General features: G+C 62.5%; 14 protein-coding genes. 1 reads left to right on the forward strand and 13 read right to left on the reverse strand.

Annotated features, from left to right (window positions below):
• Window positions 1–34 precede the first annotated feature (34 nt).
• Genes rpsS through rpsJ form a run of 6 tightly spaced genes read right to left on the reverse strand, consistent with a single transcriptional unit; the run spans window position 35 to window position 3,101 of the window.
• On the reverse strand, window positions 35–316 hold the full coding sequence (gene rpsS, locus ACIGJD_RS14200) for a 30S ribosomal protein S19 (RefSeq protein WP_003803803.1): 282 nt from the start codon (window positions 314–316) through the stop codon (window positions 35–37).
• Window positions 317–328: 12 nt separating this feature from the next.
• Window positions 329–1,168 carry a 50S ribosomal protein L2 gene (gene rplB / locus ACIGJD_RS14205; protein WP_026264302.1) on the reverse strand — a complete coding sequence of 280 codons (840 nt, stop codon included), beginning with the start codon at window positions 1,166–1,168 and terminating at the stop codon, window positions 329–331.
• Window positions 1,169–1,197: 29 nt separating this feature from the next.
• Window positions 1,198–1,503 carry a 50S ribosomal protein L23 gene (rplW, locus tag ACIGJD_RS14210; protein ID WP_011692807.1) on the reverse strand — a complete coding sequence of 102 codons (306 nt, stop codon included), beginning with the start codon at window positions 1,501–1,503 and terminating at the stop codon, window positions 1,198–1,200.
• On the reverse strand, window positions 1,500–2,120 hold the full coding sequence (gene rplD / locus ACIGJD_RS14215; RefSeq protein ID WP_141942676.1) for a 50S ribosomal protein L4: 621 nt from the start codon (window positions 2,118–2,120) through the stop codon (window positions 1,500–1,502). The genes rplW and rplD overlap by 4 nt, the downstream gene beginning before the upstream one ends.
• Before the next feature lie 4 nt (window positions 2,121–2,124).
• Window positions 2,125–2,775 (reverse strand): 50S ribosomal protein L3, encoded by a 651-nt coding sequence (rplC, locus tag ACIGJD_RS14220; RefSeq protein ID WP_141159765.1) that lies wholly within the window; start codon window positions 2,773–2,775, stop codon window positions 2,125–2,127.
• Window positions 2,776–2,792: 17 nt separating this feature from the next.
• Window positions 2,793–3,101 carry a 30S ribosomal protein S10 gene (rpsJ, locus tag ACIGJD_RS14225; protein WP_003803825.1) on the reverse strand — a complete coding sequence of 103 codons (309 nt, stop codon included), beginning with the start codon at window positions 3,099–3,101 and terminating at the stop codon, window positions 2,793–2,795.
• A 397-nt stretch (window positions 3,102–3,498) separates the two neighbouring features.
• On the opposite strand from rpsJ, the gene ACIGJD_RS14230 reads away from it, so the two are divergent.
• A complete protein-coding gene (locus tag ACIGJD_RS14230; protein ID WP_483686722.1) occupies window positions 3,499–4,935 on the forward strand; it encodes a GH1 family beta-glucosidase in 1,437 nt (478 codons plus the stop codon).
• Window positions 4,936–4,953: 18 nt separating this feature from the next.
• On the opposite strand, the gene ACIGJD_RS14235 is transcribed toward ACIGJD_RS14230, so the two are convergent.
• From ACIGJD_RS14235 to ACIGJD_RS14265, 7 genes are all read right to left on the reverse strand, one after another.
• Complete coding sequence (locus tag ACIGJD_RS14235; RefSeq protein ID WP_483686723.1) at window positions 4,954–6,204, reverse strand: Nramp family divalent metal transporter; 1,251 nt, start codon at window positions 6,202–6,204, stop codon at window positions 4,954–4,956.
• A 107-nt stretch (window positions 6,205–6,311) separates the two neighbouring features.
• The gene (locus ACIGJD_RS14240; protein ID WP_268815694.1) at window positions 6,312–6,437 is read right to left on the reverse strand and encodes a hypothetical protein; all 126 of its coding nucleotides are present in this window, start codon (window positions 6,435–6,437) and stop codon (window positions 6,312–6,314) included.
• Between the two features lie 103 nt (window positions 6,438–6,540).
• Window positions 6,541–7,731: an elongation factor Tu gene (gene tuf, locus ACIGJD_RS14245; protein ID WP_141159762.1), complete on the reverse strand. Its 1,191-nt coding sequence runs from the start codon at window positions 7,729–7,731 to the stop codon at window positions 6,541–6,543.
• A 240-nt stretch (window positions 7,732–7,971) separates the two neighbouring features.
• Entirely contained in the window at window positions 7,972–10,086 is a 2,115-nt protein-coding gene (fusA, locus tag ACIGJD_RS14250; RefSeq protein WP_483686724.1) for an elongation factor G, read from the reverse strand.
• A 69-nt stretch (window positions 10,087–10,155) separates the two neighbouring features.
• Window positions 10,156–10,626 carry a 30S ribosomal protein S7 gene (gene rpsG / locus ACIGJD_RS14255; protein ID WP_003803829.1) on the reverse strand — a complete coding sequence of 157 codons (471 nt, stop codon included), beginning with the start codon at window positions 10,624–10,626 and terminating at the stop codon, window positions 10,156–10,158.
• A 1-nt stretch (window position 10,627) separates the two neighbouring features.
• Window positions 10,628–11,002 carry a 30S ribosomal protein S12 gene (gene rpsL / locus ACIGJD_RS14260; RefSeq protein WP_009358312.1) on the reverse strand — a complete coding sequence of 125 codons (375 nt, stop codon included), beginning with the start codon at window positions 11,000–11,002 and terminating at the stop codon, window positions 10,628–10,630.
• 380 nt (window positions 11,003–11,382) lie between these two features.
• On the reverse strand, window positions 11,383–15,282 hold the full coding sequence (locus ACIGJD_RS14265) for a DNA-directed RNA polymerase subunit beta' (protein ID WP_483686725.1): 3,900 nt from the start codon (window positions 15,280–15,282) through the stop codon (window positions 11,383–11,385).
• Window positions 15,283–15,321 lie beyond the last annotated feature (39 nt).

Here is a 15,321-nt window from a genome sequence, read left to right on the forward strand (position 1 = left end):
TTCCTTCTCTCGTCTTTGACGTAAACGCAGGCGCCTAGCGGCGCTTGCCCTTACGGTCGTCCTTGACATGGCCGCGGAATGTCCGCGTGGGAGCGAATTCGCCGAGCTTGTGCCCGACCATCGACTCAGTGACAAACACCGGGATGTGCTTGCGTCCGTCGTGTACGGCGATCGTGTGTCCGAGCATGTCGGGGATGATCATCGAACGGCGGGACCAGGTCTTGATGACGTTCTTGGTGCCCTTTTCGTTTTCCCTGGCTACCTTCACAAAGAGGTGCTGGTCAACGAAAGGACCTTTTTTCAGGCTGCGTGGCATGTGTCCAGGCTCCTATCGCTTGTTCTTGCCAGTACGACGGCGACGCACAATAAGCTTGTCGCTCTCTTTGTTGGGGCGGCGGGTGCGGCCTTCACGCTTACCGTTCGGGTTCACGGGGTTACGACCACCGGAAGTCTTACCTTCACCACCACCGTGCGGGTGGTCAACCGGGTTCATGGCGACACCACGGACGGTCGGGCGGACGCCCTTCCACCGCATACGGCCGGCCTTGCCCCAGTTGATGTTCGACTGCTCGGCGTTGCCAACTTCGCCGACGGTTGCGCGGCAGCGCACGTCGACGTTGCGGATTTCACCGGAGGGCAGACGCAGCTGGGCGAAGCGGCCTTCCTTGGCAACAAGCTGGATGGATGCACCGGCGGAGCGGCCCATCTTGGCGCCGCCGCCCGGACGCAGTTCAACTGCGTGGATGACGGTACCCACCGGGATGTTGAGCAGCGGCAGGTTGTTACCGGGCTTGATGTCAGCACCGGCACCTGCCTCAACAACGTCACCCTGGGAGAGCTTGTTGGGAGCGATGATGTAACGCTTGGTGCCATCAACGTAGTGCAGGAGGGCGATGCGAGCCGTGCGGTTCGGATCGTACTCGATTTCGGCAACGCGGGCGTTCACGCCGTCCTTGTCGTGGCGACGGAAGTCGATCAGACGGTACTGGCGCTTGTGTCCACCACCCTTGTGACGCGTGGTGATCTTACCGGTGTTGTTACGGCCGCCCTTCTTGGGCAGCGGACGTACCAACGACTTTTCCGGCGTCGACCGCGTGATTTCGATAAAGTCCGCTACGCTCGAGCCACGACGGCCCGGGGTAGTCGGCTTGTATTTACGGATTCCCATAATTTATTTCCTCGTTAAAGTGGTCTCCGCTACGCGAGCGGACCGCCGAAGATGTCGATGGTGCCTTCTTTGAGGGTGACAATCGCACGCTTGGTGTTCTTGCGGGTACCCCATCCGAATTTGGTGCGCTTGCGCTTACCGGCACGGTTGATGGTGTTGATCGATTCGACCTTGACGGAGAAGATCTTCTCCACCGCCAGCTTGATCTCGGTCTTGTTCGAACGGGGGTCCACCAGGAAGGTGTACTTGCCCTCGTCGATCAGGCCGTAGCTTTTTTCCGACACGACGGGTGCAAGCACGACGTCGCGGGGATCCTTGATGGTGGCTGCACTCACTTGGCATCCTCCTCGTTCTTTGCTGCCTTAGCGGCAACGAATGCGTCGTAGGCAGCCTTGGTGAAGACAACGTCATCAGAGACGAGAACGTCGTAGGTGTTCAGCTGGTCTGCGTACAGAACGTGAACGCCGGCGAGGTTGCGCACGGACAGTGCCGCAACATCGTTATCGCGCTCGATGACGACCAGCAGGTTCTTGCGGTCGGAAACGCCGCGAAGCGTTGCCAGGGCAGTCTTGGAAGACGGCTTGTCTCCTGCAACCAGCTCGGAGACAACGTGGATGCGACCATTGCGGGCCCGGTCAGACAGTGCGCCGCGCAGTGCAGCAGCAATCATCTTCTTGGGGGTGCGCTGGCTGTAGTCACGCGGGGTGGGACCGTGGACAATGCCACCGCCGGTCATGTGCGGAGCACGGACGGAACCCTGACGGGCGCGGCCGGTACCCTTCTGCTTGAACGGCTTGCGTCCTGCACCGGAAACTTCAGCGCGGGTCTTGGTCTTGTGGGTTCCCTGGCGGGCAGCAGCGAGCTGGGCAACGACAACCTGGTGCAGCAGCGGCACGTTGGTCTGAACGTCGAAGATCTCTGCAGGCAGGTCAACCTGGACAGTGTTAGCCATTGAACTAGGCTCCCTTCACGGCGGTACGTACGAAGACGACCTGGCCGCGGGCACCGGGAACGGCACCCTTGATCAGGAGCAGCGACTTCTCGACGTCAACCGCGTGAACGGTGAGGTTCAGCGTGGTGTGACGAACGGCGCCCATGCGGCCGGCCATTCTCATGCCCTTGAAGACGCGGCTCGGGGTGGATGCGCCACCGATTGAACCGGGCTTACGGTGGTTCTTGTGGGCACCGTGGGAAGCTCCAACGCCGTGGAAGCCGTGACGCTTCATAACACCGGCGAAGCCCTTACCCTTGGTGGTCCCGACGACGTCGATCTTCTGGCCGGCCTCGAAGAGCTCTACGGAGAGCTCCTGGCCCAGCTCGTACTCGGCAGCATCTGCGGTACGGAGTTCGACGACGTGGCGGCGAGGCGTGACGCCTGCCTTTTCAAAGTGACCAGCCAGCGGCTTGGTGACCTTGCGGGGATCGATCTGGCCGTAGCCGATCTGAACGGCGACGTAGCCATCAACTTCTGCATTGCGCAGCTGGGTGATGACGTTCGAGTCTGCCTGGACCACAGTGACGGGGATGAGCTTGTTGTTCTCGTCCCAGACCTGGGTCATGCCGAGCTTCGTGCCCAGCAGGCCCTTTACGTTACGGGTTGCGGTCATAGTTTCTCAGCACCTCCCTACAGCTTGATTTCGATGTTCACGTCAGCCGGCAGGTCGAGACGCATGAGCGAGTCAACAGCCTTCGGCGTGGGATCGATGATGTCGATAAGACGCTTGTGCGTGCGCATTTCAAAGTGCTCGCGGCTGTCCTTGTACTTGTGCGGAGAGCGGATAACGCAGTACACGTTCTTCTCCGTGGGCAGCGGCACGGGGCCAACTACCGTTGCGCCTGCGCGCGTGACCGTCTCAACGATCTTCCGTGCTGAAACGTCAATGACCTCGTGGTCGTATGACTTCAGCCGGATGCGGATTTTTTGTCCCGCCATGTCGCCTGACTCTCTTTCAGTCTGTGCTTCCCCGGTTTAGGGCTGCCCTGTTCACTTACTCGTTGTATGGCTGCCGAAGCATTTGAGGTCGTAACCACCATCCGCCGCACAAGCTGAATCCGGATAAATCCGGGTTCCTCAACCTGCCGGCGCAACCGACCCCCGCGGTCGGGCGTGTCGCGCTGAACACGCATACAAATCCGCAAATTCCATTGGGGTGGGTTATGTTTGGTCTTCCACTTGGACCCTGCACCCGGCATTATCCGGATCGGGACGCGAAGAAGCGCTTGAACAACTCATCTAGTATGCCGGAAATACGCGGCAGATGCGAATCGGCCCTGAATCGGCGCCGGTCAGAACCATTGCAGCGGGCAGGAACCGGCTGGATGATAGGGGCATGACCCTGGAAAGCACCGAATCGGTGACGGAACTGGCCGGGCGCGTGCCGCCGTCGTTCATCCTTGGCGTCGCGGCAGCGGCGTTCCAAATTGAAGGCGCACTCAAGGCCGGAGGTCGCGGACCGTCCGGATGGGATGCCTTTGCGGAGAAGCCTGGGGCCATCCTGGACGGGCACTCCCCCGCAGTTGCGTGCGACCACTACAACAGGCTTCCCGAGGACGTGGCGCTGTTGAAGGAACTGGGCGTCGATTCCTATCGGTTCTCACTGTCCTGGCCGCGCATCCAACCTGACGGCCGGGGCGGCTTCAATGCCGAAGGCCTGGACTTCTACGACCGCCTGATCGACCAACTGCTCGAAGCCGGCGTCTCCCCCATGGCAACGCTCTACCACTGGGACACCCCCTTGCCTCTGGAACACCGCGGCGGCTGGCTGAACCGGGACACCGCCGAACGGTTCGGCGACTATGCCAGGGCCGCCGGTGAGCGGTTCGGGGACCGGGTGGCCCAGTGGGTCACGCTTAACGAACCGGTCTCGGTCACCCTGAATGGCTACGCGCTGGGCGTGCATGCGCCCGGCCGCCGGCTTCTTTTCGATGCCCTTCCCGCCATCCACCACCAGCTCCTGGCGCATGGGTTGGGGGTACAGGCCCTGCGGGCAGCGGGAGTGGCAGGCGGCATCGGACTGACCAACCTGCACTCCCCCGTCAGGCCCGCCAGCCGGAAGATCGGGGACCGCCTGGTGGCGCACCTCTACGACCTGCTGATGAACAGGATCTACGCGGACCCGGTGCTGCTGGGCCGGTACCCGTCGCTGCCGTTGTATGCGAAACCCTGGCTGCGTTCCATCGGCAGGATCTCCGACGCGGACCTCAAAACCATCCACCAGCCCCTGGATTTTTACGGACTCAACTACTACTTCCCGGTCAAGGTGGCCTTGGGACCTGGCATTACACCCCTGCCTGCGGACATGCACCAGGAGCTCGCCAAGCTGCCCTTCCACGAGGTGGGATACCCGGAGTACGGCAGCACGGGCTTCGGCTGGCCTGTGGCGCCGGAACACCTGGGCATCCTGCTGCAGGAAATGCGGGACCGGTACGGGCAGGCCCTGCCGCCGGTGTACATCACCGAGGGCGGCGCCAGTTTCCCGGAACCTGACCGAGTGTCGGGGACGCTCGAGGATAGCGACCGGGTGGAGTACCTGGCGGGACACCTGGGGGCGGCGCTGGAGGCCACGGCCCCCGGCGGCATAGCGGAGGGCGTGGACCTGCGCGGCTATTTCGTGTGGACGCTCATGGACAACTTTGAGTGGGCCGCCGGCTATTCGCAGCGTTTTGGCCTGGTGCACGTGGACTTTGAGACGCTGCAGCGGACGCCGAAAAGGTCCTTTTACTGGTACCAGGCGCTGTCCCATGCAAGGGGCGGCCGGGGAGACTAGCCCGGCCGGCCTTGCGGGTCAGGCGTGTCCGGTGACGGTCAGGAAGATCAGCACGCAGTTCAGTCCCACGATCAGGGTTGCACTGGTCCAGCCGGCGATGCGGAGGGGCCTGGAATCGACATGGATGCCCATCACCTTGCGGCTTCCGGTCAGCCGGATCAGCGGAATCAGCGCGAACGGGATGCCGAAGCTCAGGAGGACCTGGCTGAGGACCAGAGCCACCGTGGGTTCGATGCCCGCGCCCAGGACCAGCAACGCAGGGATCAGGGTCACGGTCCGGCGGACCAGCAGCGGAATCCTCATCTTCAGCAGGCCGCCCATGATGGTGGCACCTGCGTAACACCCCACGGAGGTGGATGCGAGCCCCGAGGCCAGCAGGCCTACAGCGAAGACGACGCCGATGACCGGACCGAGTGCAGACGTGACGGCCGCGTGGGCACCGGCAATGGTGTCAGTGCCTTCCACTCCCCGGAGGCTGGTGGCGGCCAGGAGCAGCATGGCGATATTTACGACGCCGGCAAGCACCAGGGCGCCGGCAACGTCCACGCGGGTGGTCCGGATTAATTGCGTCCTGGTGGCAGGATCCTTCGAGAAGCCATGGCGGTCGCGGGCAAGGGCTGAGTGCAGGTAGATTGCGTGCGGCATGACGGTGGCCCCGAGCATGCTGGCGGCGAGCAGGACTGTATCGGTGCCCTCGAAGCGGGGCACCAGCCCGGCCAAGGCCCCGCCCGCGTCCGGCGGAGCGACGAACAGGCCCGAGACGAATCCCACGGCGATCACGCCAAGAAGGGTGAGGATTGCAAACTCGAAGGACTTCTGGCTCCGCCGCGACTGCAGGGCCAGCAGCAGCATGGAGGCCAGGCCAATGATGACCCCGCCGGCAAGCAGTGGCAGGCCGAACAGCAGGTTGAGCGCCACGGCCCCACCGATGACCTCGGCCAGATCCGTGGCCCCCGCAACGACCTCAGCCTGGACCCAGTAGGCTCGCCGTCGGCGGGTTCCCAGCCGCTGCCCCAGGATTTCCGGCAGGCTCATTCCGGTAGCGAGCCCAAGCTTGGCGGACTGGTACTGGATGAGGACGGCCATCGCATTGGCGGCCACGAGGACCCAGACCAGCAGGTACCCAAAGCTGGCACCGGCTGTCAGGTTGGCTGCCACGTTTCCGGGGTCCACATATGCAATGGCTGCCACGAAGGCAGGCCCCAGCAGCAGGAGGCGGGACCAGAACCCGGGGGTGGCGGTTCGCGCCGTCATAGTCGATAAAGCCATTACACGTCCTCGTCATTGCGGCGTCACTAAGACGAGGATACCGCGAGTTTAGGTGTACCGAAAAGTAGTTATAAGGGCTACCGGCAAAGCACTCGGCGGACTCGCTGCTACTGGTTTTTGTTAGCCCTGTTGATCCGCTTGGCCCGGTCGATCTCGTGCCGGAAGTTCCTTCTGACCCAGAAAACCCCGCCCACCACAACAACCGCGATGATCAGGAAAATAAGCCATCCCATGATGATCTCCTCTCAGTGCTGCAACAGTATCAGGGGCCGCTTTAACGAAAGAACGGCCCCGCTGCGTGAAGCAGCGGGGCCGTCTTAAGAGATCAGTAAGTTACTACTTGATGATCTTGGTAACGCGTCCCGAACCAACGGTGCGGCCGCCTTCGCGGATTGCGAAGCCGAGGCCCTCTTCCATAGCGATGGGCTGGATGAGCGCAACGGTCATCTCAGTGTTGTCGCCAGGCATAACCATTTCCGTGCCCTCGGGCAGGGTGATAACGCCGGTTACGTCCGTGGTACGGAAGTAGAACTGCGGGCGGTAGTTGGAGTAGAACGGGTTGTGACGTCCGCCTTCGTCCTTGGAGAGGATGTAGACGTTGGCCTCGAAGTCGGTGTGCGGGGTGATGGAACCCGGCTTGACGACAACCTGGCCACGCTCGACATCGTCGCGCTTCAGACCGCGGAGCAGCAGGCCACAGTTCTCGCCGGCCCATGCTTCGTCGAGCTGCTTGTGGAACATCTCGATACCGGTAACCGTGGTCTTCTGGACCGGGCGGATGCCGACGATCTCGACCTCGGAGTTGATGGCGAGGGTTCCACGCTCGGCGCGGCCCGTAACAACGGTGCCACGACCGGTGATGGTGAAGACATCTTCGATCGGCATCAGGAACGGCTTGTCGCGGTCACGTACGGGGTCCGGAACGGACTCGTCGACAGCAGCCATCAGGTCCTCAACGGACTTGACCCACTCGGGGTCGCCTTCCAGGGCCTTCAGGCCGGAAACGCGGACCACCGGAGCGTTGTCGCCATCGAAGCCCTGCGAGCTCAGGAGCTCACGAACTTCCATTTCGACGAGGTCGAGGAGTTCCTCGTCATCGACCATGTCAGCCTTGTTCAGCGCGACCAGCAGGTAGGGAACACCAACCTGGCGGGCGAGCAGAACGTGCTCGCGGGTCTGAGCCATCGGGCCGTCGGTAGCGGCAACCACGAGGATTGCGCCGTCCATCTGAGCGGCACCGGTGATCATGTTCTTGATGTAGTCAGCGTGGCCGGGGGCGTCAACGTGTGCGTAGTGACGCTTCTCGGTCTGGTACTCCACGTGGGAGATGTTGATGGTAATACCGCGCTGACGCTCTTCGGGTGCAGAGTCGATCGACGCGAAGTCACGCTTCTCGTTGAGATCCGGGTACTTGTCGTACAGCACCTTGGAAATGGCGGCCGTCAGCGTCGTCTTACCGTGGTCAACGTGACCAATGGTGCCGATGTTGACGTGCGGCTTAGTCCGCTCGAACTTTGCCTTTGCCACAGGTTCCTCCTAGAACGTTTACAAATAGCTTGCCCTCCAGCCGCGCTTGTCGCGGTAGAACTCAGGCAAGTCTACTTGGGGGGCTTTGGATTGGTGAAATCGCAGATTCAGGAACTAATACTAGTCCCCTGAGCCTGTTCGTGCAGGGGGCCGGCCTGGACCGGCCGGCCTCCTGCACCGGATTCGTTGACCTTGGTGGCCGCCGTACCCGGGGTGTTCGCTTTGAAAGTCCGGAAAGGACTACTCGCCGCGGGACTTCTGGATGATCTCGTCGGCAACAGCCTTCGGGACCTCGGCGTAGCTGTTGAACGTCATGGAGTACACAGCGCGGCCCTGGGTCTTGGAGCGCAGGTCACCGATGTAACCGAACATGCCGGACAGCGGCACGTGCGCACGGACAACCTTGACACCGGCGGCATCTTCCATGGACTGCATCTGGCCACGGCGGGAGTTGAGGTCACCGATAACGTCACCCATGTATTCCTCAGGGGTGCGGACCTCTACATCCATCAGCGGTTCAAGCAGGACAGGGTTCGCCTTGCGCGCGGCTTCCTTGAAAGCCATGCGGCCGGCGATCTTGAACGCCATTTCCGAGGAGTCAACATCGTGGTACGCGCCGTCAAGCAGCGTGGCCTTGATGCCGACAACCGGGTAACCGGCCAGGACGCCGTCGTTCAGCGCGTCCTGGATGCCCGCGTCAACAGACGGGATGTATTCGCGCGGAACGCGGCCACCGGTGACCTTGTTCTCGAACTCGTACAGCTCGCCCTCGGCGGTGTCCAGCGGCTCGATGGCAATCTGGACCTTTGCGAACTGGCCCGAACCACCGGTCTGCTTCTTGTGCGTGTAGTCGTGCTTCTCGACTGCGCGCTTGATGGTTTCGCGGTAAGCAACCTGCGGCTTGCCCACGTTGGCCTCGACCTTGAATTCGCGGCGCATGCGGTCCACCAGGATGTCCAGGTGGAGCTCGCCCATGCCGGCGATGATGGTCTGGCCGGTGTCTTCGTTGAGGGACACCTGGAAGGTGGGGTCCTCAGCGGAGAGCTTCTGGATGGCCGTGGAGAGCTTCTCCTGGTCACCCTTGGTGTTCGGCTCGATGGCCACGGAGATCACGGGCTCGGGGAAGCTCATGGATTCCAGGACGATCTGGTTGTTGGAGTCGCACAGGGTGTCGCCCGTGGTGGTGTCCTTCAGGCCGATGGCTGCGTAGATGTGGCCAGCGGTAGCGGCGTCAACCGGCATTTCCTTGTTGGCGTGCATCTGGAACAGCTTGCCGATGCGCTCCTTCTTGCCCTTGGTGGAGTTGACCACCTGGGCACCGGATTCCACGTGACCGGAGTACACGCGGATGAAGGTCAGCTGGCCGAAGAACGGGTGCGCGGCAATCTTGAACGCCAGAGCAGAGAACGGCTCGTCGGCGGAAGGCTTGCGCGTCAGTTCCTTCTCTTCGTCCTTGGGATCGTGACCGATCATCGGGGGAACGTCGAGCGGGTTCGGCAGGTAGTCCACAACTGCATCGAGCATGGGCTGGACGCCGCGGTTCTTGAAGGCGGAGCCACAGAACACCGGGTACAGCTCGGAGTTGATGGTCATCTTGCGGATGCCGGCCTTGAGCTCGTCGATGGTGAGCTCTTCGCCTTCCAGGTACTTCTCCATGAGTTCCTCGGAGGACTCGGCGACGGTCTCAACGAGGTTCGCCCGGTACTCTTCGGCCTTCTCCTGGAGGTCCGCGGGGATCTCCTGGATTTCGTACTTGGCACCCATGGTCACGTCGCCCTTGGCGTCGCCCGGCCAAACCAGGGCACGCATGTAGAGCAGGTCGACGACGCCGATGAAGTCGTTCTCGGCACCGATGGGCAGCTGCATGACCAGCGGCTTGGCACCGAGGCGGCTGATGATGGTGTCTACGGTGAAGTAGAAGTCAGCACCGAGCTTGTCCATCTTGTTGACGAAGCAGATACGCGGCACGTTGTACTTGTCAGCCTGGCGCCATACGGTCTCGGACTGCGGCTCAACGCCTTCCTTGCCGTCGAAGACGGCAACTGCACCGTCGAGGACGCGCAGGGAGCGCTCAACCTCAACCGTGAAGTCGACGTGGCCGGGGGTGTCGATGATGTTGATCTGGTTGTTTTCCCAGAAGCAGGTCACGGCGGCAGACGTGATGGTGATGCCGCGTTCCTTTTCCTGTTCCATCCAGTCAGTGGTCGAAGCGCCGTCGTGCGTTTCGCCGATCTTGTGGTTCACACCCGTGTAGAACAGGATGCGCTCGGTTGTGGTGGTCTTGCCGGCATCAATGTGGGCCATGATGCCGATGTTGCGGACCTTGCTAAGGTCGGTAAGCACGTCCTGTGCCACGGGGTCTCCTTTTGGGATGGACTACACGTTCGCCGCCGGCTCGGTTGAGCCGGCGGCGGCCGGGGAGTATTACCAGCGGTAGTGTGCGAAGGCCTTGTTGGACTCGGCCATCTTGTGGGTGTCTTCGCGACGCTTCACAGCGGCACCGAGACCGTTGGACGCATCCAGGATTTCGTTCTGGAGGCGTTCGGTCATCGTCTTTTCACGGCGGGCCTTGGAGTAGCCAACCAGCCAACGCAGTGCGAGTGCGGTGGAACGGCCCGGCTTGACCTCAACCGGAACCTGGTAGGTGGCGCCACCGACACGGCGGGAGCGGACCTCGAGGGAAGGCTTGACGTTGTCCATGGCCTTCTTCAGGGCTGCAACGGGGTCGCCGCCGGACTTGGCGCGTGCGCCTTCGAGTGCACCGTAGACAATGCGCTCTGCCGTGGACTTCTTGCCGTCAACGAGCACCTTGTTGATGAGCTGGGTTACCAGCGGGGAACCGTATACCGGATCCGAAACGAGCGGCCGCTTGGGGGCCGGACCCTTGCGAGGCATATTACTTCTTCTCCATCTTTGCGCCGTAGCGGCTGCGGGCCTGCTTACGGTTCTTCACACCCTGGGTATCGAGGGCGCCACGGACGATCTTGTAGCGGACACCCGGGAGGTCCTTCACACGACCACCGCGAACGAGCACAATGGAGTGCTCCTGCAGGTTGTGGCCAACACCGGGGATGTAGGCGGTAACTTCCACGCCGCCGTTGAGGCGCACACGTGCCACCTTACGCAGAGCCGAGTTCGGCTTCTTCGGGGTGGTGGTGTAGACGCGGGTGCAGACACCGCGGCGCATGGGGCTGCCCTTAAGCGCGGGAGCCTTGGTCTTTGAGACCTTAGGCGTGCGGCCCTTGCGGACCAGCTGGTTAATCGTAGGCACTCTCGTGTTCTCCGTTTTATCCGGAGTGGCTGTTTCCGGCCACTCTCCTGTTGCGTTGCCCCGCCGCCCGGGCCCTGAAGGGAATCTCCATGGCGGCGAAGGCGAAGCCTTAATAGTCGGATCGCACACCGGGACGAAACATACATTCCTGCAGTTCCCTAGGCATGCAAAAATGTGGCATACGTTGCACAAGAACCCTGCAAACCGGAAACGTCGCTCTGGTCCAGCCTCTCAGCTGATACCGGCGCACTCATCCACTGCCACAATAACAATTGGTAACCAGTTTAGCACGGACAGGCTCTATGCCTTAATCGAGGGGTTAAACGGGGATGGTCCCCCACCTTGCGGTGCGGGACCATCCCTTGGTCAGGCTTCGCCTATCAGCGGAAGTCGTTGCCCAGGTCGTAGTCATCCAGCGGGATGGCGTGGAACTCGGGAGCTCCGTCACCTCCCAGGGTGTCGTACGAGAAGTCACTGAATGCGCTGGGGCCGGTGAACAGGTTGGCCTTTGCTTCTTCAGTGGGCTCGACGGTGACCTCGGTGTAGCGCGGGAGGCCCGTGCCGGCCGGGATCAGCTTACCGATGATGACGTTCTCCTTGAGGCCCAGCAGCGGATCGCTCTTGCCTTCCATGGCCGCCTGCGTCAGGACGCGGGTGGTCTCCTGGAAGGAAGCTGCGGACAGCCAGGACTCGGTGGCCAGCGACGCCTTGGTGATGCCCATGAGTTCAGGACGCCCGGAAGCCGGAGTCTTGCCCTCGGACACAACACGGCGGTTGGCTTCCTCAAACCGGCTGCGCTCGGCGAGCTCGCCGGGCAGCAGATCGGATTCACCGGACTCGATGACCGTGACGCGGCGCAGCATCTGGCGGACGATAACCTCGACGTGCTTGTCGTGGATACCGATGCCCTGGCTGCGGTACACGCCCTGGACTTCGTCCACCAGGAACTTCTGTGCCGCACGCGGACCCATGATGCGCAGGACCTGCTTGGGGTCCACCGGGCCGTTGATCAGCTTCTGGCCGACGGAGACGTGGTCGCCGTCTTCGATCAGCAGGCGTGAGCGGCGCAGCACCGGGTAGGCGATCTCTTCCGAGCCGTCATCCGGGGTGATGACCAGGCGCATCTGGCGCTCGGACTCTTCGATGGTGATGCGGCCGGCTGCTTCAGCAATCGGTGCAACACCCTTCGGAGTACGGGCTTCGAAGAGCTCCTGGATACGGGGCAGACCCTGGGTGATGTCGTCGCCACCACCGGCGGACACAGCACCACCGGTGTGGAACGTACGCATGGTCAGCTGGGTACCGGGCTCACCGATGGACTGTGCGGCGATGATGCCCACGGCCTCGCCGATGTCCACGGTCTTGCCGGTGGCCAGCGAACGGCCGTAGCACAGGGCGCAGGTGCCGACGCTGGACTCACAGGTGAGTACGGAGCGGACCTTGACCTCGGTGATGCCTGCCTTGAAGAGCTCGTCGATAACGACGTCGCCGCAGTCAGTGCCGGCGGCTGCGAGGACGTTGCCCTCGGAGTCCACGACGTCGACGGCCAGCGTACGTGCGTAAGCGCTGTTCTCGACGTTCTCGTCCAGGACCAGCTCACCGTTGGAGTCGGCGACGGCGATGGGCGTGACCAGGCCGCGCTCGGTGCCGCAGTCCTCTTCACGGACGATGACGTCCTGCGAGACGTCCACCAGACGACGGGTCAGGTAACCCGAGTTGGCGGTACGCAGAGCGGTATCGGCGAGGCCCTTACGGGCACCGTGCGTGGCGATGAAGTATTCCAGCACCGACAGGCCCTCGCGGTAGGAGGACTTGATGGGACGCGGAATGATCTCACCCTTCGGGTTGGCCACCAGGCCACGGATACCCGCAATCTGGCGGACCTGCATCCAGTTACCACGTGCACCGGAGGACACCATGCGGTTGATGGTGTTCATCGGGGACAGGCTCTCACGCATCACCGAGGCGATGTCGTTGGTGGCCTTGTTCCAGATCTCGATGAGCTCCTGGCGGCGCTCGTCGTCATCGATCAGGCCCTTATCGTACTGGCCCTGGATCTTGGCGGCGCGCTCTTCGTACCCGGCAAGGATTTCCGGCTTGGCAGCAGGAACCTCGATGTCGGAGATGGCGACCGTGACGCCTGAACGGGTTGCCCAGTAGAAACCGGCATCCTTCAGGTTGTCCAGCGTTGCAGCGGTGACAACCTTCGGGTAGCGCTCGGCGAGGTCGTTGACGATGCGGGACAGTTCGCCCTTGTCGGCAACAGCCTCAACCCAGGGGTAGTCCTCGGGCAGGGTCTCGTTGAAGATGACCTGGCCCAGGGAGGTTTTAACCAGAGCCGGCTCGCCCTGCTCCCAGCCTTCGGGAGCTTCCCAGCCGGCGTACGGGACGAAGCCTTCGAGGCGGATCTTGACCTGCGAGTTCAGGTGCAGCTCGCGGGCGTCGAAGGCCATGATGGCTTCCGAAACCGAACCGAAGACGCGGCCTTCACCGGCTGAACCCTTGCGCTTGGTGGTCAGGTGGTACAGGCCGATGATCATATCCTGCGAAGGCAGGGTGACCGGGCGTCCGTCAGAGGGCTTCAGGATGTTGTTGGAGGACAGCATCAGGATGCGGGCTTCAGCCTGCGCCTCGGGGCTCAGCGGCAGGTGGACTGCCATCTGGTCGCCGTCGAAGTCGGCGTTGAACGCGCCACAAACCAGCGGGTGCAGCTGGATTGCCTTGCCTTCAACAAGCTGCGGCTCGAACGCCTGGATGCCCAGGCGGTGCAGGGTAGGTGCACGGTTGAGCAGCACCGGGTGTTCGGTGATGATCTCTTCGAGCACGTCCCAGACCTGCGGGCGGTAGCGCTCCACCATCCGCTTTGCGGACTTGATGTTCTGGGCGTGGTTGAGGTCAACCAGGCGCTTCATCACGAACGGCTTGAAGAGCTCCAGGGCCATCTGCTTGGGCAGGCCGCACTGGTGCAGCTTCAGCTGCGGGCCGACGACGATGACCGAACGGCCGGAGTAGTCGACGCGCTTGCCGAGGAGGTTCTGGCGGAAACGGCCCTGCTTGCCCTTGAGCATGTCGCTCAGGGACTTCAGCGGACGGTTGCCCGGTCCGGTGACCGGACGGCCGCGGCGGCCGTTGTCGAAGAGGCTGTCAACAGCTTCCTGAAGCATGCGCTTCTCGTTGTTGACGATGATCTCCGGAGCACCCAGGTCAAGCAGGCGCTTGAGGCGGTTGTTGCGGTTGATCACGCGGCGGTACAGGTCGTTGAGGTCGGAGGTCGCGAAGCGGCCACCGTCCAGCTGGACCATGGGGCGCAGTTCCGGCGGGATCACCGGGACGGCGTCGAGGACCATGCCGAGCGGGCTGTTGTTGGTGGTCAGGAATGCGTTGACCACCTTCAGGCGCTTGAGGGCACGGGTCTTGCGCTGGCCCTTGCCGTTGGCGATGACGTCGCGCAGTGCCTCGGACTCGGCCTGCATGTCGAAGTTCTCAAGGCGCTTCTTGATGGCTTCGGCACCCATGGAGCCTTCGAAGTACATGCCGTAGCGGTCGCGCAGTTCGCGGTACAGGCCTTCGTCACCTTCGAGGTCGGCGACCTTCAGGTTTTTGAAGCGGTCCCAGACCTGCTCGAGGCGTTCGATATCGGCGTCGGCACGCTTGCGCACGTTGGCCATCTGGCGGTCGGCGGAGTCGCGGGCCTTCTTCTTGTCCGCGGCCTTGGCACCTTCGCCCTCAAGGCGGGCGATTTCGCCTTCGAGGTCGCGGGCGATCGCGGCGATGTCGGCGTCGCGGTTGTCGATCAGCTGCTTCTTCTCGATGTCGTGCTCAACCTGCAGGTTGGGCAGTTCCTCGTGGCGGGCAGCCTCGTCGACGCTGGTGATCATGTAGGCAGCGAAGTAGATGACCTTTTCGAGGTCCTTCGGAGCCAGGTCAAGGAGGTAGCCCAGGCGGGACGGAACACCCTTGAAGTACCAGATGTGCGTGACCGGAGCGGCCAGTTCGATGTGGCCCATGCGCTCACGGCGGACCTTGGCGCGGGTAACTTCGACGCCACAGCGCTCACAGATGATGCCCTTGAAGCGCACGCGCTTGTACTTGCCGCAGTAGCATTCCCAGTCGCGGGACGGGCCGAAGATCTTCTCGCAGAAGAGGCCGTCCTTCTCGGGCTTGAGCGTGCGGTAGTTGATGGTTTCCGGCTTCTTAACCTCGCCGTAAGACCAGCCGCGGATGTCTTCCGCGGTGGCGAGGCCGATCTGCATGAGGCCGAAGGAGGATTCGCTGGACATATGGTCCCTGTTCTCTCTTGTTCTCTAAATTCTGAAGTC

Source organism: Arthrobacter sp. E1SS-5 (assembly GCF_057073715.1).